Here is a 21,413-nt window from a genome sequence, read left to right as displayed (position 1 = left end):
CCGGGGATCTATCTCGCGGTGCGTACCATCGGCACCATCGCCGCTCGTCGCCTATGGTGGGCACGTTGCACGTATCAACAGCGTGATGTCGTGTCGGCCCTGCAGGCTCGGCCGCGCCTTACGACGCTTTATTAACGGACTGAAGCGCATGTTAGGCGCACATGGAAGCCGCTACAGGCCAATGGCCGGCAGAACTGCGGTTTGCGTTTTATCGCCCTGAGTTTTCTCCGGCCCGCCGGAGTAGCGGGTAGTCGCTCGCTCATGGCCCACCTTCACGGGCTCACACTCGAGGCATCCACCATGGCCATCGTCACCGGCAAAACCGAGAACGGCTTTACCTACGAAGCCGAGTACGAGCAGGCAAAGTCCGGCCGCATCAATTGGACCGCCACCTATCGGCGTAGCGGTGACTTCTGCGGCATGCGGCATGGGCGCGTCGAAGAATCGGTGGATACCCCGCCAGCACAGCTGGATGCCGCCGTGAAAAGCGATATCGAAGATACGTGGGTTCGATCCAGCTGATATCTGGCGGTCGCTTGATCTCTCCATGAGATTGACATTCAATCGCTCGTTCACGACATCGGACGAGCCATACATGGGAAAACGCATCGTTGCATCGGCACTGAGCGTGTTGTGCCTGGCACAGATAGCCTGGGCGGCACCCACATCCAGGCCACTCGATCAACCGCAACCGCCGGCAGACGCGGGCCCGAGCGCGGACACGGTCAAGGCCTGGCAGGATCGCAAGTTCGGCATGTTCATCCATTTCGGCCTGTATTCCCTGGCCGGCGGCATGTGGAACGGCAAGCGCGTCGACAACGGCTACAGCGAACAGATCCTCGCCAATGCGCCGCTCCCGCCCGAGCAGTACGAAGCATTGGCCAAACAATTCGATCCGGTGCATTTCGATGCCGATGCCATCGTGGCGCTGGCCAAGGCGGCGGGCATGAAGTTCATCGTCATCACCGCCAAGCACCACGACGGGTTCAACCTGTTCCGCACCGCGCAAACGCGATACAACACGGTCGACGGCACGCCTTATGGCCGGGACATCGTCAAGGAACTGGCCGACGCCTGCGCACGCGGTGGCCTGAAGTTCGGCGTCTACTACTCCACCATCGACTGGCATCACCCGGGCGGCAACACCTATATCGAAGGCAACAGCAACCCGATCACGCCTGCGCAGGAAGCATTCAATGTGGCGCAACTCAAGGAACTGCTCGGCCACTATGGACCGATCGCCGAGATCTGGTTCGATATGGGTAAGCCTACGCCGGCGCAAAGCAGGCACTTTGCGCAAACCGTGCATGCACTGCAGCCGCAAACTATGATCTCCGGGCGCGTCTGGAACTACCAGGGCGACTTTGCCGTGATGGGCGACAACAGCGAGCCCGAGGTCGGCATGGAGCTGCCCTGGCAGGCACCAGCATCGATGTTTCCACAGACCTGGGGCTATCGTTCCTGGCAGGTCAGAGACGACGTGTCGGGCAAGATTCGCGAGAACATCACCCGGCTGGTGCGCGTGGTCAGCCAGGGCGGCAACTATATTCTCAATATCGGCCCCGAAGGCGACGGCTCCGTCGTGCCTTACGAAGCACAGGTACTCCATGGCATCGGCCAATGGATGCAGCGCAATGGAGAGGCTGTTTACGCCACCCGCAAGCAGCCGTTCCCGGCGTTGGACTTCGGCTACGCCACCGTCGGATCGCATGCGCTCTATCTTTTCGTAAACAAGATGCCGGCCGACGGTCGGCTGCATCTTCCTGGCGTGACCGACACCGAGTTCGGCCACGCTTATCGCCTGGGCTTTCCCGATACCAGCATCGATGTACAGCACGAAAAAGACGGCGTCAGCGTTGCGCTCGATCGTCTTTCAGGCTGGCCCGGGGCAAAGGCTGGCGATGTCGATGACTTCATGCCGGTCGTCGTGTTGCCGTTGAAGGGGTCGCTACATGTGCGCCCTCAATCCACTGCTGCAGCGGTTGACGGCAGCATTCACTTGCAAGCAGCTCAGGCACAGCATTATCTCAATTACAACGGCGAGGGCTATGAAGCGCCTGCTACGTTGTACAAGCTTGCATGGCAGGCCGATGCGAGCGCGTCGAGCTACACGGCGACGATTCGGTACGCGGAGACATCGAAGCCCGCGCGGTGGGATCTGTGGATCGACGGCAAGCGTTATCCGGTTGCCAGTGGCCCTGGTGTTGCGTCGCAGACGATCAAGGTGAATCACGATCGCGCGACACATCCCTATGCGATGCAAGTGGAGTTGACACCTGCGGCGCCGTTCAAGCAGGGGGAGGCTTTGCCTGTTGCGATAGATGCCGTGGAGTTGGTGCCTGCGACCTCGGGACACCCTCAGTAACCTCAATCTTCCCTATCGTCATCCCGGCGCAGGCCGGGATCCAGTGACGTTATGGTCGGTTATCGCTAGAGTCATCAAGCATTTGCTCTAGCGTGAAAACCGAGGACTGGAGACACTGGATCCCGGCCTGCGCCGGGATGACGAGTAGGAGGGAAAGCAAGGATGCTATATGCCGCGCTTGTTCCCACGAGCCAACCCAGGCAACGCATCAGCCAACCCAGCGATATACGTTCGACTGGCACGCAACGGCGTACCGTCACGCAAGCGCAGCAACGCATCGCGATTGGCGAGATATTTCACCTCGACGATGCGATCAATACGAACGATGGCCGAACGATGCGCCCGCACAAAGTGTTTGGGATCGAGCCGCCGCGCAAGCCGATGCAGCGGCTCGCGCACAAGATGTGCCTCTTCGCCGGCATGCAGCACCGCATAATCGCCATCGGCCTCGATCCAGTCGATATCGGCCACGTTGACCAATACCAGCTTCATGCCGACGCGTACCGCAAAGCGCTCCAGCAAGGACGTATCTTCCTCAAGCCACACATCCGTCGCTGCTGCACGAACACGATAGGGCATGGCCTGCCGCGCACGATCGAGCGCTTCGGCAAAGCGCGCATCATCGATAGGCTTGAGCAGATAGTCGATCGCGCGCAACTCGAACGCGCGGATCGCATAGCTGTCGTAAGCGGTAAGCATGATCGCCATCGGACGTTCATCCGCCGTCAGCATCGCCAACAGATCGAGACCGCTAACGCCCGGCATCTGCACATCGACAAAGGCGAGGTCCGGCCGCTCCTTGACGATACCTTCGAAGGCGCTGCCTGCATCGGCGTATTGGCCAATCACCGCGACATCGTCATGCTCGGCGAGTCGAGCGGCCACCCCGCTCCTGGCCAGCGGCTCGTCGTCGATGACCACCACCCGCATCATCGGACGACATCGAGCGGCGTTGCACTCGCCTCGGCTTCGCGGAACGGGATATCGATCATTACGGTGTAATGCCCGTCTTCGCGCGCTGCCGATGCGAAGCGATGATTGCCCGGATACAGGTTCTCCAGACGCTCGCGGACATTGCGCAAGCCGATCGCCAACGAATGATCTGCAGCATCGGGTTTCTCCGATTCGTCCGATCGGCAACCGTCGTTGGCGACACGAAGACACAGGCGGTCGCCATCGCGAAACGCCTGGATGTCGAGAGCGCCCGGCTCGGTGCGCGGCGCGATACCGTGGCGTATCGCGTTTTCCACCAGCGGTTGCAGCAGAAGGTAAGGCACCAGCGCACCCATCAGCTCCGGCCCGAGATGCAGCCTGACCTGCAAGCGCTCGCCCAGGCGTGCCTTTTCGACATCCAGATAGGCCTGCGTCAACGCCAGCTCGTCGGCCAGTGCGACTTCGTGCGCCGCGCTGCGTTCCAGCGTGGCACGCAGGAAGTCGCCAAGCCGGGCAATCATGCGGTTCGCCTCGCGATTGCGCTGGCTGGCGACCAACGCGGAAATGGCATTGAGCGTATTGAACAGAAAGTGCGGATGCAGCTGATAACGCAATGCCCGCAACTCGGCGTCCCGTGCGTGCGATATCGCCCGTTCGGTACGCTCCTTGGCATACCGCAGCTCGGTGTAGTGCGCCACCACGGCATGGATGGCGCAGAACGCGATCAGCGCCAGCCAGCAGCCGTCCAGCCCACTGAAAATCATCGGTAGCCGGTACGCCGGCACCTGACGGCCATGGAGAGCGCGATCGCATTGTTGATCAGCGATAGCAGATAGGTAACGACGAGCAGGATGGTTGCCGTCTTCCACCAGGACACGCGCCGCTGCCACAGCCGGCGCTGCAGCAACGTCAAGGGCAGGCTCCACACTACATAGGCTGCCAGGTAGAGCGCACGGTACGCGGCCGAATGCGCGCGACCGAGATCGGGCAAGGCCATCACCACCATGCACAAGGTGATCGGCAGGCCGGCCAGGATCGGCAGCCACAGTGGTGGCGACACCGGCGCGACAGCCGGCTCGATACTCGGCGAACGGCCTTCCACCTGCCCTCTCCCTGCTTCCGATGTGCGCTAAGTCTAGCCCTTGGGCGGCAAGTTCGCCGAATAGGTCATGGAAGTGATTTTCCAGCCGTCATCGGTTTTGATCAGGTGCCAGGTCTCACTACCGCGATTGTTCTGCGCGCCATTGAGGAGAAACACGAAGTCGAAATACACCGAGGCGACCGCGCCATCCGTATCGATGCGGACATTGCTGAACTTCTCCTCCATCGCTTCCTTGCTGGTGGCAACCATCTGCACGAATTCGGTGTAACTGCCCTGCTTGTATTTCGGAGCGCCCGGCGACCTGGCCTTGATCCGCGCATAGGAGTCGTCAGACAGCACGGTGAACCAGGCACCGCCCTGCGGCAGGAACAGGCCGCCCAGCGTCTTCCCGTCCTTGGCGACGATGGCCTTCTGAAAAGCGTCGACGACGTGCTGGATGTCCTGTTGCGCAGGCGAGGCGGCGGTCGCCGCCAGCGTCGCGCAAGGAAAGCCGATGGCTGCCGCAAGAAATAATCCGATCGGGGCAAAGCGATTCATGAGTTGGCATCCTTCGCCGGCAACCGTCCGGCGTTGTGTCATTGAAGCCACAGGCTGGGTCTGCATGCCATGGTTTGCCCGGCTTGTTGCGCCAGGACGTTTGCTGGATGCGACAGGCCGCTGGAGGTCGGGTGAGGAGCGGGCTACCCAGGCGTTCGACAATCACTCGTTTCTCAGGCCAGGCATCCTTCGGAGAGCCCCCAAAGAAACCTCGGTTTCCATCGTCATCCCGGCGCAGGCCGGGATCCAGTGACTTCAGTTTCCGATTTTTCGTCAGAGCAAATGCTTGCTGGCTCTCGCGACAACCGACCCCAAAGCCACTGGGTCCCGGCCTGCGCCGGGATGACGGGTAGGGAGGTTTTTGGAAGTTCCATTTACTCGCCTTGTATGAGCGTCGTGCCGATACACGTCCAGTTAGCTTTATTGAACGCCTTCCAGCCACTCGTGGTTGCGCTACGCTCAGCCCACCGATCACCGAGAGGAACTGCAGATGTCCACACCGCATGTGCGCCACCCCTTGCTCTCCGTCGCGCCGGACAAGCTCCGCCCCACCCAGATCACGGTTGGCAAGGCCGAGGTTGCCGATAAACGCAGCGTGTGGCGCAGCCTCGGCAAGAAAAAACGCAAGGAGCTGATCGACGCGCACTGGTTTCCCGGCGTGATCGGACCCAAGGGCAAGATTTATATCGTCGATCACCACCACCTGGGCCTGGCCCTGCTCGAAGAAGGTGCCAAGAGCGTGCCCGTGATGGTGCAACGCGATTTTTCATGGCTGGAGCAGGATATTTTCTGGCGCACCATGGAGTTCAACCGCTGGGCGCATCCGTACGATCAGCATGGGAATCGCACCAGCTACGACGCCATCCCCGCCAGTCTGGACAAGCTGGCCGACGATGCTTACCGCACGCTTGCGGCACGGGTGCGTGTCGCCGGAGGTTATTCGAAGGACGCCACGCCTTATGCGGAGTTTTTGTGGGCGGAGTTCTACCGCCGGCAATTGCCGCTGCCGGGCAGCAAGGTGAGCGCCAAGACATTGCAGCAGGCCTTGTTGCTTGCGCACGGGCACGAGGCGGCGTATCTGCCGGGCTGGTCCGGCACGATCGAATGAGCACGTCGAACACCGTCGGCACGGATGTCCTGGCAGGTTTGTCGATCGCCGGATTGCTCCTGCCCGAAGCGGTGGCGTACTCGGGCATCGCCGGCCTGCCGCCACAGGCGGGCGTGATCGCCTTGTTTGCCGGCCTGGTCTGTTATGGGCTGTTGGGACGCAGCCGCTACGCCATCGTGTCGGCTACGTCGTCCTCGGCTGCGGTACTGGCTGCGGGAACCCTGGCACTGGCCGGCAACGATCAGGTATCACGCGCAGCCATCGCCGCCACCCTCGTGTTGCTTACTGGCGGCTGCTTTCTGATTGCCAGCGTGGCCCGCCTGGGTGGTCTTTCGCATTTGATCGCGCGGCCTGTATTGCGTGGCTACACCTTCGGTCTGGCCTGCGTGATCGCATTGAAGCAGCTGCCGAATCTGATGGGTGTACCCGGCCTGCACGGCGACTTCGTCCCGCTGCTGCTGGCGAACCTGCTCGCGGATCTGATGCGGGTTCAACCGGTCACGCTGGCGTGCGGTCTTGTCGCGTTGGCGTTGCTGTTCGTCGGCGAACGCGTGCGACACCTGCCTGGCAGTCTGTTGGTGATTGTGTTGGGCGTGGCTGCATCGGGATGGTTGGCGCAACATGGCGTGACCTTGACCGGAGAAATTCACCTTGTCCCCGCCTGGACCTGGCCAAGCTGGCCCACGAGCGACCAATGGCTGCCAAGCGTGGAACTGGCGGCGGCCCTGCTGCTGATTCTCTATGCCGAGTCATACAGCTCGATCCGTGGCTTTGCGCTCAAGCACGGCGACAGCGTCAACCCCAACCGCGACCTGGCCGTGCTTGGTGTCGCCAACGCGGTGTCCGGTTTGTTGCATGGCATGCCGGTTGGTGCCGGCTATTCGGGCACGTCGGCCAATGAAGCGGCCGGCGCACAATCCCGTATATCGGGCCTGGTTGCCGCCGGCTGTGTCTTGTTGATGGTGTTGCTGTTGCTGCGCTGGATCGAACGCATTCCCCAACCGGTATTGGCCGCGATCGTGATCCATGCGGTCAGCAAATCGTTGCGACTGACGGTGTTCACGCCATATCTGCGTTGGCATCGCGATCGGCTCGTTGCCTTGGCTGCCGTGCTCGCGGTGCTGTCGTTGGGCATTCTCAATGGCTTGCTGGTGGCGATCGCCTTCAGTCTGATCATGCTGTTGCGCAAGCTCGCTGCGGCACGGCTCAGCGTGCTGGGGCAACTGGCCGGAGGCCACGATTTTGTCGACATGGCACAGCACCCCGCTGCTGTCGAATTACCTGGCGTACTTATCGTTCGCCCCGAAGAACCACTTTTTTTTGCGAATGCCGAAGCCGTGATGGCACAGCTCAGGCATCGCGTGCAAGAACATTCGGGCTTGCAATGTGTGATCCTGAGTCTGGAGGAATCACCTGATCTCGACGGCACATCGCTCGAATCGTTAGCCGACCTGGTCGCCTGGCTCGACACCCGCAACATCGCGCTGCGCATAGCGCGCCTGAAAGACGTACCGCGCGCCGCCTTGCTGCGCATGGCCCTGCCACAACTGACCGCAAAAACGCTGGACTATTGGAGCGTGGAGGATGCTGTACGCGCGACATGATCACAGTCGCGCGCCAAACCGAGTCAATGCGATTGAGTCGAGCGAGATATCGGGATCTTATCGACCGCTGGCAGGACTAATCGCGTTCATTGAAGTTAAGGATAGCGATCTCGTCGAAGACAATGGCCACTTGACCGGATACACGATCTTTATAAAAACCTCTCTCCAACCCCACATGTACCCGTATCGGCGTTCCTTCGAGGTCGACTGATTGCTCTGGGATGTTGCCGAGCCCGCTCATGCCAAATGCTCTATCGCCGCTCACCTGTGGATCGGGATTCCACGGTGCCGCCTGATCCGACTGAAACGAGCCGATCCTCCAGATACCTCCATCAAAGTCGACCTGGGCGCGCGTTTCCGAGATAGTTGCGTTCATTGGGTGAAAATCGAGTACCGGCTGGGACACCTGGCTTTTCAGCAGGCGGATATCCTCACCCGTATTGTAGAAATCTCTTTTCGCCCATACAGGATCATGGAACGGCGTCAGTTTCGCGCTGATGGTGTGGTAGAACATGCCCGGCGGTGCGCCAGATGGCTCTGCGCAACATTTTTGACGCGCCCAGTAATAGGGGGCCATACCGTCACTCTTAACGGTAAGGCTTGAACGATCGATGATGATCGTATGCGCCGCCGAATGCTTCCGGAAAGCATCAAAACTGTCTACCAGCGGCGCTTCCGATGAAGTTCGCTGCACGTAAATTCGCGATTGAACTTTATCCTCGGGGCTCTCCACACAGGAGTTGTGGTTGATCTGGACAATCTGATATTTCGAGCCATCAGATAGCGATCCTCGGATCGAGGTCCGAATCTCATTCGTACGCCATGTTGCGCCGCGCCCCGAGGTCAATGGGATGTTGATGAAGTAACAGGCATAGCTGACGGTCTTTTCGTAGTGCTGGCCGTCGGCATCGAACGCGACCGTGTAGGTGACAACTTCTTTTGGGACTGCAAACGGCCAACACCCTGATAGCAGGCAAGCAACGACGACCAGCACATAGCCGGCGATACGACGCAAAGTCTGTTCTCCCATCCAAAGCCCGATATGAACACAGCCCGTTAAGGCAAAACTGAATATCGCAACAGCATTGTCGATATTACCTGATCTCATTCGTCATCTCATGGAAGAAACTCTTCCAACCACGGTGGCCCCCATGATCCCGAAGCTCTACGCCCATCCTTTTTCCTCCTACAGCCAGAAGGCATTGATTGCGCTCTACGAGAACGGCACCCCGTTCGAATGGCGCCTGCTGTCGGGTGAAAACCCCGAGGTACTGAAGGAATTTGCAGCGATGTGGCCGATCGGGCGCTTTCCCGTACTGGTGGACGGCGACCGTACGGTGATGGAGGCCACCACGATCATCGAATACCTCGGCCTGTATCATCCTGGCCCCGTGCAGCTGCTGCCTTCGGACTCGCGTGCCGCACTCGAGGTGCGCCATATGGATCGCTTCTTCGATAACTACATCTCCACTCCGCAGCAAAAGATCGTGTTCGACCATATGCGCGCTGAAGGCGAGCACGACAGCTACGGCCTGGCCGAAGCCCGACGCATGTTGGAAACCGCCTATGGCTGGCTCGACAAGGTGATGGCCAACCGTGAATGGGCGGCCGGCGACCAGTTCACTCTGGCCGACTGCGGTGCCGCACCGTTCCTGTTTTATGCGGACTGGTCGCACCGTATCGACACGTCGTTTGCGCATGTCATTGCGTATCGGAAACGCCTGCTGGCACGGCCTTCCGTGGTGCGCGCGGTGGATGAAGCACGCCCCTACCGACCGCTCTTTCCCTTGGGCGCCCCTGACCGCGACTGACTTTTTTCGTGACGCTGCCGGCTCGAATGAGTGCCGTAGAGCAGGCCCTTCTATTCGGCAGCTATTACGAATTAATCAGAACTATCCACTGTTATTACTTTAATGCAATCGTCGCGGAACGACTTTCGTCAATCCGTGTTTATACACGCATTCTTATCGCAAGCTGTCGTGACTGCAGTCACTCCGACACGAATCGAGAAATTTTCGGCATTGCCTGTTAATGCGTTAGCCAAAAATAAAATAGATCGTGACAAACTGTGATGTAATTCATATTTGTCTTATGTATTACTACTCACAAAGTTCTTCTTCTAGTGCCATTCTCTGAGCGCGACAGCCGAACTTCAGTTTTAAGGGATCCCACGCATCTCAATCGGGAGTGCGTGGAGCGTGTGGCTGAAAAATAGGGATGTCGCACCAGCAGAACGAAGCGAATCAGGCCGATTTCCCCAGTCATGCCGTTTCGTTTGAGTTTCGACACTAAAACAGGGGCCGAGCAGGTTCTTAAGTAGCCGAGCGCATCGATTAGATTTTTTTGGCTTTTTCAAAAAACGTTCATGCCATAGCGTGAGCGCGGGCTCTTTTTGTCCTGCGCTCAGGCTCGACGCATGCGCGACAGGTCTTTTGCGCCCTGCACTTTGTCCTGACCGTATCCCCGATGCCAAACCAGCCATATAGGGAGTCAGGCATGAACAAGATCTATCGAAAGATATGGAGCCGCGCGCTGAATCAGCTCGTGGTGGTTTCGGAGCTGGCCTCGTCCCATTCCAGTGGTGGGCAGAGACAGCAAGCGACCGGGCGCTTATCGCTATCGCGGCCACGACCGGGCATCTTGATCTTGCTGGCGGCAGCGGGCGGGATCGGCTGGGTCTTGCCGGCACACGCACAATCGGTGGACTGCAACCCAGCGCCCTATAACGCTTATAACAGCACCGCGTCGTGCATGGGCTTGGGCGCCACGGCCAGCGGGGTCGGAGCGACTGCACTGGGCTCGATCTCCAACGCTTCCGTACTGGGTGCGCTTGCGGTGGGATACGCCGCACAAAGTACGGGACAGAACGGCGTAGCCGTTGGCTTTCAAGCCAATGCGGCCTTTATCAACTCTATTTATATCGGAGCGCGTACCGCTGCTGGTACGGGCGCGTTAGCCGGTAGCGCCATTGCTATCGGCACTGATGTCACGGCTTCCGGTAACGCTTCCATTGCGTTTGGAGCCACTGCGAAAGCCGTCGCCGGTAACGCCATAGCTTTCGGCACGTCGAGTTCCGTCGACGTAAACTCCACCAACAGCGTTGCTATCGGCCCTTCGGCCAAAGCGACAGGCGCCATCAATGCCGTTGCTCTCGGTGCCTCTGCGCTCGCCACCACGGGTCAGGGAACCGCCTTGGGTGCCTTTACGCTTGCCGCCTCCGACGGAGCGACGGCAGTGGGACTGTCGTCGCAAAGCACGGCCACCCATGCGACCGCCGTGGGTTGGCAAGCCGATGCAACGGCTCTCAATGCGATCTATCTGGGTGCTCGCACCACCGGCACTGGCGCGTCGGCCGAGTCGGCCACAGCCATCGGTACGGATGTAAACGCCTCGGGCACGTATTCCATCGGCATGGGTCTGCAGGCAAACGCAAGCCAGACCGATGCTATCGCCATCGGCAGGCAGGCCTTGGCCACCGGTGTGAATTCGATGTACCTGGGGTCGCGTGCCAGCGGCATCGCCGGCAGCGGCGCGACGGCAAACAATGCCATTGGGGTAGGCATTGATGTCACTGCCAGCGGGGTGGGTTCGGTGGCACTCGGCAACTTTACGATTGCGTCGGGTCTGAACAGTGTTGCTGTGGGCGACAGCGGGGCAACCGCTAACAACACCACGGCCATCGGCGTTGGTTCGCAAGCGCAAGCGGTCTCCACCGTCGCGATCGGCGACACCAACACCGTGGTTGCCGCGGCAGGTACGGGCTCCATCGCCGGCGGCCACAACTCGCGCGTGAACGGCGGCACCGGCGCCGTGGCGCTCGGTGAAGGACAGATTGCCAATGGCAACGGCGCGGTCGCGATCGGCGATCCGAACTCCGCCAACGGCAACGGTGCCGTGGCGACGGGTGCCAACGACACCGCCAATGGCAATGGCGCGGTGGCCATCGGCAACAACAACAATGCTCAGGGCGTCGGTTCGGTGGCGCTGGGTAACGGCAGCAGTGCACTGGCCGCTGGCGCGGTCGCTTTCGGCAATGCGGCCGTTGCCAACAATGCGAACGATGTCGCACTAGGTTCCGGCTCGACCACGGCGACTGCTGTGGGCACCCCGAGCACCGTCATCAACGGCAACACCTATGCCTTTGCCGGCACCAACCCGACCAGCACGGTGAGCGTGGGCGCGTTGAACACGGAACGCACTATCACCAACGTCGCCGCGGGCCGGATCAGTGGCTCCAGCACGGATGCCATCAACGGCTCGCAGTTGTTTGGGACCAACCAGGCGGTGACTGCGGTGGGCACCACGGTCACCAACCTCGGCAACACCATCGCCACCAGCATCGGCGGCGGCACCACCTACAACCCGACGACCGGCGCCATAACGACGAGCGTCACCTACGGCGGCAATACATACACTTCGCTGCAACAGGTGTTCAATCAGATCGATGGCGCGGTGGATGGCGGCGGCGGCATCAAGTATTTCCACGCCAACTCCACGCTGGCCGACTCCAACGCGGCCGGTACGAATAGCGTGGCGATAGGACCGGTCTCCACCGCCAGCACGGCCAATGCCGTGTCGATCGGCAATGGCGCCACCGCCGGCACCAACGCGGGTGACGTAGCGCTGGGTGCCGGTTCGGCCACAGGGGCCGTAGTGCAGACAGGTAGCGGCACGATCGCGGGCACGACCTATACCTATGCCGGCGCGACGCCGACCAGCACGGTAAGCGTGGGCACCGTGGGCAATGCGCGCACGATCACCAACGTGGCGGCGGGACAAGTCAACGCCAACAGCACGGACGCAATCAACGGCTCGCAGTTGTTCGCGACCAACCAGGCGATCGACACGCTCAACAACAATGTCATTGCCAACGCCACGCATTACTACAGCGTCAACGACAACGGCGTGCAGGGAGGCAATTTCGCCAACGATGGAGCCACCGGCCTCAACGCGCTTGCAGCGGGCGTGGGTGCTACGGCGACCGCAGACAGCGGCACCGCGTTGGGTCAGAACAGCGGTGCCTCGGTACTGGGCGGCGTAGGACTGGGCTCAGGCGCTGTGTCTGACCGGGCCATCGCACCGACTTCCGGCTCCATCACCGTGGGCACCAACACCATCCCGTACAACACCACCGACCGCAATCTGCTCGGTGCGGTCTCGGTCGGCAACGCAACCGATTTCCGTCAGATCACCAACGTGGCGGACGGCACGCAGGATCAGGATGCGGTGACCTTGCGCCAGTTGAAGGGCGCGATGAGTTCGTTCTCGGTCACGCCGATCAAGTACTTCCACGCCAACTCCACCGCATCCGATTCGTTGGCAGTAGGTGCGGAATCGGTCGCCATCGGTCCGCAGACCACGGTGAATGGCGATAACGGCATCGGCATGGGCAACGGCGCGATCGTGCAGCAGACCGCACCGGGCGGCACAGCGATCGGCCAGAACGCCACCGTCAATCTCGCCGACGGCGTAGCGCTCGGTACCAATGCCACCTCCAATGGCATCCAGGCGTTGGCCTTGGGCGCGGGGTCGCAGGCGGCCTTTGCAAGCAGCGTAGCGTTGGGTTCCGGATCACAGACCGATGCGGCGGTGGGTACCGCCAGCACCGCACTCGATGGCGTGACGTACAACTTCGCCGGCACAACGCCAGGATCGACGGTAAGCATAGGTAGCGCGGGTGCGGAGCGCACACTCACCAACCTGGCGGCGGGCCGCATCAGCGGCAGCAGTACGGATGCGATCAACGGCTCGCAGCTGTATGCCACCAACCAGTCGCTGGGCTCGCTCTGGACGCAGTTCAACAACCTCGCCAACGTCGTCAACAACCTGCCGCCGGGCGGTGGTGGTGGCGGTACCAACACGGTAAACAACACGTTCCAGACCAGCACGGACAACACCACGCCTGCGTCCTCCACGGGCAGCAACTCGACCGCGGCGGGTGCCGGTTCCAACGCATCGGGCAATAACAGTACGGCCATCGGCTCCGGCTCCACCGCCAGCGGCGACAACAGCGTCGCGATCGGTGCAGGTTCGCAGGCAACGCAGGCCAATTCGGTGTCGGTGGGCTCGGCAGGTCATGAGCGCACGATCACCAATGTCGCGGCAGGCGTGAACCCCACCGATGCGGTCAACGTGAGCCAGCTCGACGATGCCATTAACGCCGCCAAGAACTGGTCGAAGGACTATGTCGACCAGCGCTTTCAGGGCGTGGACCAGGAACTCAATCGCATCGGCAATCGTGCCAATGCCGGCATCGCCTCGGCAATGGCGATGGCGAGCCTGCCGCAGGCGTATCAGCCCAACCAGAGTTCCGCAGCCGTGGCGCTGGGCAGCTTCCACGGTGAATCGGGCATTGCCGTCGGCGTGTCCACCATCACCGAGAGCGGCCGCTACGTGTTCAAGCTCAACGCCACCACTAACTCGCGCGGCGATGCCGGCGCGGGCGTGGGCGCGGGCGTGGTCTGGTAATGGGCGCCTCCCGGCGCCAAGCGCCGGGGCGCCTCCCGAAAGCATCGAGGAGTCATCGATATGCATAAGTCATGGAAACAGATCACCGTGGCGATCGCCGCCACACTCGCACTGGCCGCCTGCGGCAACGTCAGCCACGACGTGGCCAAGAATGGGCACTCGGCCGGGGAACTGGTGTGGCCGGCGCCCGATAGCGTTACACCCATGCACAAGGGCGGTACGTTCCCGAACCTGGCCAACTTGCGGCAGATGCGCGCGGGCCTCAACAAGCAGCAAGTCTCCGACCTGATCGGCTATCCGCATTTCAGCGAAGGCGTGTGGGGCGTGCGCGAGTGGAACTACGTGTTCAATTTCCGCAAGCCCGATAGCGACGAAGTGACGGTGTGTCAGTACAAGGTGCTGTTCGACGATGGCAAGGTCGCGCGCAGCTTCTACTGGAAACCCGAGTCGTGCGCTGCGCTGCTTGAAGAGCCGAAGGTAGTTTCCCAGCCGCCTAAGGAAGAAGAAGCTCCGCAGCAGTTCACGCTTTCGGCCGATGCGCTCTTTGCGTTTGGCAAGGCGGATATTTCACCCGAGGGAAGAAAGGCATTGGCCGGCGTGGCTACGCAATTGCATGAGCACATCGCACGAGTGCACAGCATCAACGTCACCGGATACACGGATCGTCTTGGCAGCACGGCGAGCAACCAGCAGTTGTCCGAACGCAGAGCACATGCCGTGAAGGGTGTTCTTGTCGAAGACGGATTGCCGTCCAGCAAGATCCAGACCGAAGGACGAGGTGAGAGCAATCCGGTGAAGGATTGCCCTGATGGTCCTCGTGCACAGTTGAAGGCATGCCTGGCGCCCAACCGGCGTGTCGAGGTAAGAGTCGACTAGTGCGAAGCGTGATTAACCTCGGTTTCCATCGTCGCCCCGGCGAACGCCGGGGTCCAGCGTCTTCAGTACGTTGAAGCGCAAGGCACTGGGTTACTCGCTTCGCTCGCCCCTTCGGGCGTTCTGCGCGCGAGCGCTTGTGCGGCCTTCGCCGGGACGACGGATAGGGGAGGTTTTGGAGATTCCTTAGTACCAACGATGGGAACTCCTGCGGTGGCTGACTCAGCCACCGCAGGAGTGGATTACTCTTCCCTGTCAGGCGAGATCGAACCGATCCAGGTTCATCACCTTCACCCAGGCCGCGACGAAGTCGCGGACGAATTTCTCCTGCGCGTCCGCGCTTGCATAGACTTCGCTCAATGCACGTAGCTGAGCATGCGAACCGAACACCAGGTCGACGCGGGTACCGGTCCACTTTGCCGCACCGGTCTTGCGATCACGTCCCTCGAACACGCCCGGCCCCGCCGAACGCGGCGTCCATTCCGTGCCCATGTCGAGCAGGTTGCGGAAGAAGTCGTTGGTCAGCGCTTCGGGCTTCTGCGTGAACACGCCATGCGCATCCTTTCCGGCATGCACGTTCAGCACACGCAGGCCGCCGATCAGCACCGTCATTTCCGGCGCGGTCAGCGTGAGCAATTGCGCCTTGTCGATCAGCAACGCTTCGGCCGGGACGCGGTACTTGCCCTTGAGGTAATTGCGGAAGCCATCGGCAATCGGCTCGAGTGCCGCTACCGACTCCACATCGGTCTGCGCTTGCGAAGCGTCCGCACGGCCCGGCGTGAAAGCGACGGTCACCGAATGGCCCGCGTTCTTCGCCGCCTGTTCGACACCCGCGCTGCCGGCGAGCACGATCAAGTCGGCCAGCGAGATTTTCTTGCCACCGGACTGCGCACCGTTGAACTCGCTCTGGATGCCTTCGAGCGCCTTGAGCACCTTTGCCAGTTGCTCGGGCTGGTTGACCTCCCAATCCTTCTGCGGTGCGAGGCGAATGCGTGCGCCATTGGCGCCGCCGCGCTTGTCCGAACCACGGAACGTCGATGCCGATGCCCAGGCCGTCGACACCAACTGTGAGACGGACAGTCCCGACGCCAGAATCTTCTGCTTGAGCGAAGCGACATCCTGCGCATCGACGAGCGGGTGATTGGCGGCCGGAATGGGGTCCTGCCAGGTCAATTCTTCGCTCGGCACTTCCGGGCCCAGATAGCGTGCGCGCGGCCCCATGTCGCGGTGGGTCAGCTTGAACCAGGCGCGGGCAAACGCATCGGCGAATTGCTCGGGGTGCTCCAGAAAACGACGCGAGATCTTCTCGTAGGCCGGATCGAAGCGCAGCGAAAGATCGGTAGTGAGCATCGTCGGCAGCAGCTTCTTCGACGGATCATGCGCATGCGGAATGGTTGCCTTGGCATCCTTGGCGACCCATTGGTTCGCACCGGCAGGACTCTTGGTCAGTTCCCATTCGTGGCCGAACAGGTTCTCGAAGAAGCCGTTGCCCCACTTCGTCGGCGTCGCGGTCCAGGTGACTTCCAGACCGCTGGTAATCGTGTCGCCACCCTTGCCGGTACCGAAGCTGTTCTTCCAGCCCAGGCCCTGATGTTCGAGATCAGCGGCCTCCGGTTCGGGCCCGACATTGTCGGCGGGTCCGGCACCATGCGTCTTACCGAAGGTATGGCCGCCCGCGATCAGCGCGACGGTCTCCTCGTCGTTCATGGCCATGCGCCCGAAGGTCTCGCGAATATCGTGCGCTGCGGCAAGCGGGTCCGGGTTGCCGTCCGGGCCTTCCGGGTTGACGTAGATCAGACCCATCTGCACCGCGCCCAACGGATTTTCGAGGTTGCGCCCGCTGTCGGTACGGCTGCGCTCGCTGCCGTGCAACTCTTCGTCGGCCACGATCACGCCTTCGCCGTCTGCGTCGCCGGCGGCGCCCTTGCCGTAGCGGACATCGCCGCCCAGCCAGGTTTTCTCGTTACCCCAGTAGACGTCCAGATCCGGTTCCCAGGTGTCCTCGCGCCCGCCAGCGAAACCGAAGGTCTTGAAGCCCATGGTCTCGAGCGCAACGTTGCCGCTGAGGATGAACAGATCGGCCCAGGAAATCTTCTGACCGTATTTCTGCTTGATCGGCCACAACAGGCGGCGCGCCTTGTCGAGGCTGACGTTATCCGGCCAACTGTTCAGCGGCGCGAAGCGTTGCTGGCCGCGCCCACCGCCCCCACGCCCGTCGCCGATGCGATAGGTGCCAGCACTGTGCCAGGCCATGCGGATAAATAGCGGGCCGTAGTGCCCGAAGTCCGCGGGCCACCAGTCCTGCGAATCGGTCATCAGTGCCGCAAGATCCTTCTTCACCGCCGCCAGGTCGAGGCTCTTGAACGCCTTGGCGTAGTCAAAGCCCTGGTCGAGCGGGTCGGATTTGCTGGAGTGCTGAGCGAGCAGGTCGAGCCGCAGCTGTTTAGGCCACCAGTCGCGGTTCGTGGTACCGCCGCCGGCGGCGTGGTTGAACGGACACTTTGCTTCGTTAGACATGGCAATCTCCTTGGGAAGATCAACTTAGCTAAGTTCTACGAAATAAGATTTCAGTGACGCCCTCATCGAGGGGACGCTAGCTGTCATCCCGTGCCGGCGATCCTGCCGGCTTAGGGAAGTCATGGCATGCGTTGTACGAGTATGACGCGCGGCGAGAGAATTACCGTAAAACTTATGTCAACGAGCCACGGTTCCCTGTCTCAAGCCATGTCAAAAACTCGGTTCTTGCGTTTTTAGCCGGAAAGCTGCGATTCGAATCGTTCCGCCACCCAGTCGATGAATACGCGTAACCGATTGGACACATGACGATTCGGCGGGTAGACCAGGTGCAGCGGATAAGGTTTGGGGCGCCATGTCGACAAGACCTCGCGCAGCTCGCCGCGGGCAACGGCATCGCGTGCGACAAACGCGAAGGTCTGAATAACCCCAAGGCCAGCCAGTCCGGCGGCGAAATGGGTGTTGCTTTCGTTGATGCCGACGACATGCCGCGCGGCGATCTCGAGCCGACGGCCGCTTTTCTCGAAACGCATCGGCAGAATGCGCCCCGTGCGCGCCGATAGATAGTTCACCACCCGGTGCGCCGGTGTATCGAGGTCCTCGGGGCGCTTCGGCACGCCGTATCTGTCGATATATTGCGGCGACGCGCAGGTAATCCATCGTGCGTGCGCGATCGTTCGTGCGATCAGGCCGGGATCGGTCAGCGCGCCGCCGCGAATCACACAGTCGATGTTGTCGCCGATCAGATCGACATGGCGATCGGATACACCCAGGTCGATGCGTATGTCGGGGTAGCGGGCGAGAAACTCGGGCAACGCGGGTATCAACAGGCGATCGGCTACGGAAGAGCCAAGATCGACACGAAGATGACCGCGTGGTCGCGATTGGGCCGCGCTAAAGCTCCCGTCGATGTCTTCCAGCTCCTTGATGACCCGCGCGCTTTTCTCGTAGTACGTCGCGCCGTCCGGCGTCACTGTCACGCGCCGTGTCGTGCGCTGAAGCAGCTGCACGCCCAGATGCGTTTCCAGCGTCTGCACCAGCTTGCTGACCGTGGCCTTGGGAAGCTGCAAGGAATCGGCTGCCTTGGTGAAGTTGCCGGCTTCGATAACGCGGGCGAAAGCACGAATAGCCAGCAACTGGTCCATGGCGATTGTCCATACAGGTGGATAAAGAAGATTGTTATATCGACTTTATCAGACAAATCCCGAGGCCTAACTTGGTGACATCGGCATCAAGCCGTTTATCCCGAACCCAAGGAAAATCGATGAATACGTCGCTGAAGAACAAGATTGCACTAGTCACCGGCGCGAGCACCGGTATCGGCCTGGCATCGGCCCAGGAGCTGGCTGCCCGCGGTGCCAAGGTCTACATCACGGGTCGTCGCCAGGACGAACTCGATGCGGCCGTTGCCGCGATCGGCCATGCGGCGGCAGGCATCCGCGCGGATGCGTCGAATCTGCAGGATCTCGATCGCGTGATGGCGCAGATCAAAAGCGAGGCTGGCCACCTCGATGTGCTGTTCACCAACGCCGGCGGCGGCGACATGCTGCCCCTGGGCGCGATTACCGAGGAGCATTTCGACCGCATTTTCGCCACTAACGTGAAGGGCGTGCTGTTTACCGTGCAGAAGGCGCTCCCTTTGTTGGTCGACGGCGGCGCGGTGATCCTCAATGGCTCGACCACCACGGTGCAAGGCACCGAAAATTTCAGCGTCTACAGCGCCAGCAAGGCGGCGGTACGCAACTTCGCCCGCTCCTGGTTGCTTGATCTGAAGGCGCGCGGCATTCGCGTCAATGTCGTCAGCCCTGGTCCGGTACGTACGCCCGGCCTGGCCGGTCTGGTACCCGCGGAACATCAGGAAGGCTTGTTCAATCACCTGGCCAGCATGGTCCCGATGGGGCGGCTTGGCGAACCTGAAGAAATTGCCAAGGTCGTGGCGTTCCTCGCGTCGAGCGACGCGAGCTTTATCAACGGCATCGAGTTGTTCGTCGATGGCGGAGCCGCGCAAATCTGACTACGACTTCAGGAGACTGTCATGCATACCCCTACTCAGTTATTGCAAGCCTATCTGGCGGAAATCCAGGACCCGGCGGCGGTCGCCGCCTTGTTCGCCGAAGACGGCGTCCTTGAATTACCGGCACTCTCGTCGATGGGTATCGATGCACGTGCGCAGGGGCCGGCGGCCATCGAGAAATTCATTGCCGGCTTGCTGACGAATGTTCCGGACTTCCGCTTCAAGAACGTGCAAATCCTGATCGAAACGGCGGACCAGGTCTTTGCCGAATACAGCATCGAGGCGCAGGTGCTTTCTACCGGCAAGCTGTACCGCCAGACGTATGCCGGGCGGCTGGTCATGCAGGACGGAAAGATCAAGCTGCTGCGCGAATCGCTCGATACGCTAGCGGCGTACCGCGCATTCACCAAGGACGTCTGAACGCTCACGTGTCCGCGGAACCCGGCAACTGTCCGCCATCTCCTGTCCGGTCAGTTGCCGAGTTGTCCGCGGACGCTGGACAGCAGTCAGGCCATCGTCCGTGAAATGGCTCAACCATGCGGTTTTTTGACTCTTTTAAACCTTGGCACGCCTCTTGCCATCTCTACCGTGAAAGCCCAACCACTCACGGAGAACGATCATGAAATTCGAAAACCTGCTGCTGCGTAGCCTGTTCACCGCCTGCTCGCTGGCCTGCCTGCTCACCCTGGGATCGATGCTGGTCTGATATGTCGATTTCCCGATCTCCCATTCGTCGGATAGACAGGGCGTCCGTTGTGACCGCTGGCGCCCGTCTTCCACTGGAGATCGTTCATGGCGCATACCTCACCTCTTATTCCGGCTGTTGAGCTTGCCAAGCGCAACGGCATGACCTTTCCCAACGAAAGCGATGCCTATCGCCAGGCTCGCAATGCACTGCTGGCCGAAGAAATCGAGTTGCGGCGGCATATCGAACGTGTCGCGGAACAACGACGCGCCCTGCCGCCCGGCGGCGAAGTCATCGGCGACTATCGCTTTGAAGACGAAAACGGGCCTTGCGATTTCGCGACGCTGTTCGGCAACAAACAGACCCTGGTCGTCTACAGCTTCATGTACGGCCCGCAGCGCGAACGTCCGTGTCCGATGTGCACGTCGATGCTCAGCGCGTGGGATGGCGAAGCCCGCGATATGGAGCAGCGTATTGCGCTGGCGGTCGTCGCGCGATCGCCGATCGATCGCCTGCTCGCGTTCAAGCAGCAGCGCGGCTGGCGCGGACTTCACCTGTATTCCGATACGAACGGCCATTTCAGCCGCGACTACCACGGTATCGGCGAGGACGGCGGCGACGATGCCGCGGTCAATGTGTTTACCCGGCGCGACGGGACTATTCGGCATTTCTGGTCCGGAGAGATGGGAATGGAGACCTCCGATCCTGGGCAGGATCCGCGCGGCGCGCCCGACTTGATGCCGATCTGGACGGTGCTGGATATGACGCCTGAGGGGCGTGATCCGCATTGGTATCCGAGGCTTGATTACGCCGATTAAGAGCTACAGGCTCGCTTCGCATCGCTTCTTGCGCCCCCTCACCCCAGCCCTCTCCCCCGGCAGAGCCAGGGGAGAGGGAGCCGACTGAGGCGGCTTCAGTGTTTCGCACTTGCGCAACTAGACTCCCTCTCCCCTGGCTCTGCCGGGGGAGAGGGTTGGGGTAAGGGGGGCTTCGAGCAACACCGTAAGAACCCCCCGTTCTATCGACATGCGGACAAGTCATGTCGTTTAGCCGTCTATACGCCTGTCGTGACATGTTACGTTTACGTCACGCTGCATCGCAGCAATCACGACGAGTGCGCCAGCTCCCTGCCCACGGCAAGGCGGCAGGGATGGCTTTGGCAGCTTGATTGATCGGCGACATGTATCGCTGCCCTCCCCAGTTCGAAGAA

17 protein-coding genes are annotated in these 21,413 nt (G+C 61.1%); 10 read left to right on the top strand and 7 right to left on the bottom strand.

Annotated elements, in window-relative coordinates:
* The first annotated feature begins 300 nt into the window (after positions 1-300).
* Positions 301-522, top strand: a complete 222-nt coding sequence (locus ACZ6WW_RS11910; protein ID WP_465274373.1) for a TonB-dependent receptor — start codon at positions 301-303, stop codon at positions 520-522.
* 73 nt (positions 523-595) lie between these two features.
* Positions 596-2,365, top strand: a complete 1,770-nt coding sequence (locus tag ACZ6WW_RS11905) for an alpha-L-fucosidase (RefSeq protein ID WP_465274372.1) — start codon at positions 596-598, stop codon at positions 2,363-2,365.
* A gap of 165 nt (positions 2,366-2,530) precedes the next feature.
* Here the strand turns inward: ACZ6WW_RS11905 and ACZ6WW_RS11900 are convergent, their stop codons facing one another.
* Genes ACZ6WW_RS11900 through ACZ6WW_RS11885 form a run of 4 tightly spaced genes read right to left on the bottom strand, consistent with a single transcriptional unit; the run spans position 2,531 to position 4,937 of the window.
* Positions 2,531-3,298, bottom strand: coding sequence for a LytR/AlgR family response regulator transcription factor (locus tag ACZ6WW_RS11900; protein WP_465274371.1), 768 nt, complete (start codon positions 3,296-3,298; stop codon positions 2,531-2,533).
* Positions 3,295-4,062, bottom strand: coding sequence for a sensor histidine kinase (locus ACZ6WW_RS11895; protein ID WP_465274370.1), 768 nt, complete (start codon positions 4,060-4,062; stop codon positions 3,295-3,297). The genes ACZ6WW_RS11900 and ACZ6WW_RS11895 overlap by 4 nt, the downstream gene beginning before the upstream one ends.
* A complete protein-coding gene (locus ACZ6WW_RS11890) occupies positions 4,059-4,400 on the bottom strand; it encodes a hypothetical protein (RefSeq protein WP_465274369.1) in 342 nt (113 codons plus the stop codon). Before ACZ6WW_RS11890 ends, ACZ6WW_RS11895 begins: the two co-directional genes overlap by 4 nt.
* 33 nt (positions 4,401-4,433) lie before the next feature.
* Positions 4,434-4,937 (bottom strand): nuclear transport factor 2 family protein, encoded by a 504-nt coding sequence (locus ACZ6WW_RS11885; RefSeq protein WP_465274368.1) that lies wholly within the window; start codon positions 4,935-4,937, stop codon positions 4,434-4,436.
* 490 nt (positions 4,938-5,427) lie between these two features.
* Between ACZ6WW_RS11885 and ACZ6WW_RS11880 the strand changes: the two genes are divergently transcribed.
* Together ACZ6WW_RS11880 and ACZ6WW_RS11875 are read left to right on the top strand one after the other, a co-directional pair.
* Positions 5,428-6,045, top strand: coding sequence for a ParB-like protein (locus ACZ6WW_RS11880; RefSeq protein WP_465274367.1), 618 nt, complete (start codon positions 5,428-5,430; stop codon positions 6,043-6,045).
* Positions 6,042-7,649, top strand: coding sequence for a SulP family inorganic anion transporter (locus ACZ6WW_RS11875; protein WP_465274366.1), 1,608 nt, complete (start codon positions 6,042-6,044; stop codon positions 7,647-7,649). The genes ACZ6WW_RS11880 and ACZ6WW_RS11875 overlap by 4 nt, the downstream gene beginning before the upstream one ends.
* A gap of 76 nt (positions 7,650-7,725) precedes the next feature.
* On the opposite strand, the gene ACZ6WW_RS11870 is transcribed toward ACZ6WW_RS11875, so the two are convergent.
* Positions 7,726-8,757: a hypothetical protein gene (locus ACZ6WW_RS11870; RefSeq protein WP_465274365.1), complete on the bottom strand. Its 1,032-nt coding sequence runs from the start codon at positions 8,755-8,757 to the stop codon at positions 7,726-7,728.
* Between the two features lie 43 nt (positions 8,758-8,800).
* Between ACZ6WW_RS11870 and ACZ6WW_RS11865 the strand changes: the two genes are divergently transcribed.
* From ACZ6WW_RS11865 to ACZ6WW_RS11855, 3 genes are all read left to right on the top strand, one after another.
* Positions 8,801-9,460 (top strand): glutathione S-transferase family protein, encoded by a 660-nt coding sequence (locus ACZ6WW_RS11865; protein ID WP_465274364.1) that lies wholly within the window; start codon positions 8,801-8,803, stop codon positions 9,458-9,460.
* Positions 9,461-10,145: 685 nt separating this feature from the next.
* Positions 10,146-14,117, top strand: a complete 3,972-nt coding sequence (locus tag ACZ6WW_RS11860) for a YadA-like family protein (RefSeq protein WP_465274363.1) — start codon at positions 10,146-10,148, stop codon at positions 14,115-14,117.
* A 60-nt stretch (positions 14,118-14,177) separates the two neighbouring features.
* Entirely contained in the window at positions 14,178-14,993 is an 816-nt protein-coding gene (locus tag ACZ6WW_RS11855; protein ID WP_465274362.1) for an OmpA family protein, read from the top strand.
* A gap of 252 nt (positions 14,994-15,245) precedes the next feature.
* Here the strand turns inward: ACZ6WW_RS11855 and katG are convergent, their stop codons facing one another.
* Together katG and ACZ6WW_RS11845 are read right to left on the bottom strand one after the other, a co-directional pair.
* Entirely contained in the window at positions 15,246-17,507 is a 2,262-nt protein-coding gene (gene katG, locus ACZ6WW_RS11850) for a catalase/peroxidase HPI (protein WP_465274361.1), read from the bottom strand.
* Positions 17,508-17,740: 233 nt separating this feature from the next.
* Positions 17,741-18,649, bottom strand: a complete 909-nt coding sequence (locus ACZ6WW_RS11845; RefSeq protein ID WP_465274360.1) for a LysR family transcriptional regulator — start codon at positions 18,647-18,649, stop codon at positions 17,741-17,743.
* Positions 18,650-18,768: 119 nt separating this feature from the next.
* On the opposite strand from ACZ6WW_RS11845, the gene ACZ6WW_RS11840 reads away from it, so the two are divergent.
* From ACZ6WW_RS11840 to ACZ6WW_RS11830, 3 genes are all read left to right on the top strand, one after another.
* Positions 18,769-19,518, top strand: coding sequence for an SDR family NAD(P)-dependent oxidoreductase (locus tag ACZ6WW_RS11840; protein WP_465274359.1), 750 nt, complete (start codon positions 18,769-18,771; stop codon positions 19,516-19,518).
* Between the two features lie 21 nt (positions 19,519-19,539).
* Positions 19,540-19,938, top strand: coding sequence for a nuclear transport factor 2 family protein (locus ACZ6WW_RS11835; RefSeq protein ID WP_465274358.1), 399 nt, complete (start codon positions 19,540-19,542; stop codon positions 19,936-19,938).
* 372 nt (positions 19,939-20,310) lie between these two features.
* Positions 20,311-21,021, top strand: a complete 711-nt coding sequence (locus tag ACZ6WW_RS11830) for a DUF899 family protein (protein WP_465274357.1) — start codon at positions 20,311-20,313, stop codon at positions 21,019-21,021.
* Positions 21,022-21,413: the final 392 nt, after the last annotated feature.

The sequence above is a fragment of the Dyella sp. NPDC103356 genome (genome assembly GCF_055584465.1).
Note: the sequence above shows the minus strand (reverse complement) of the source record. Positions and strands in the feature narration are given on the sequence as shown.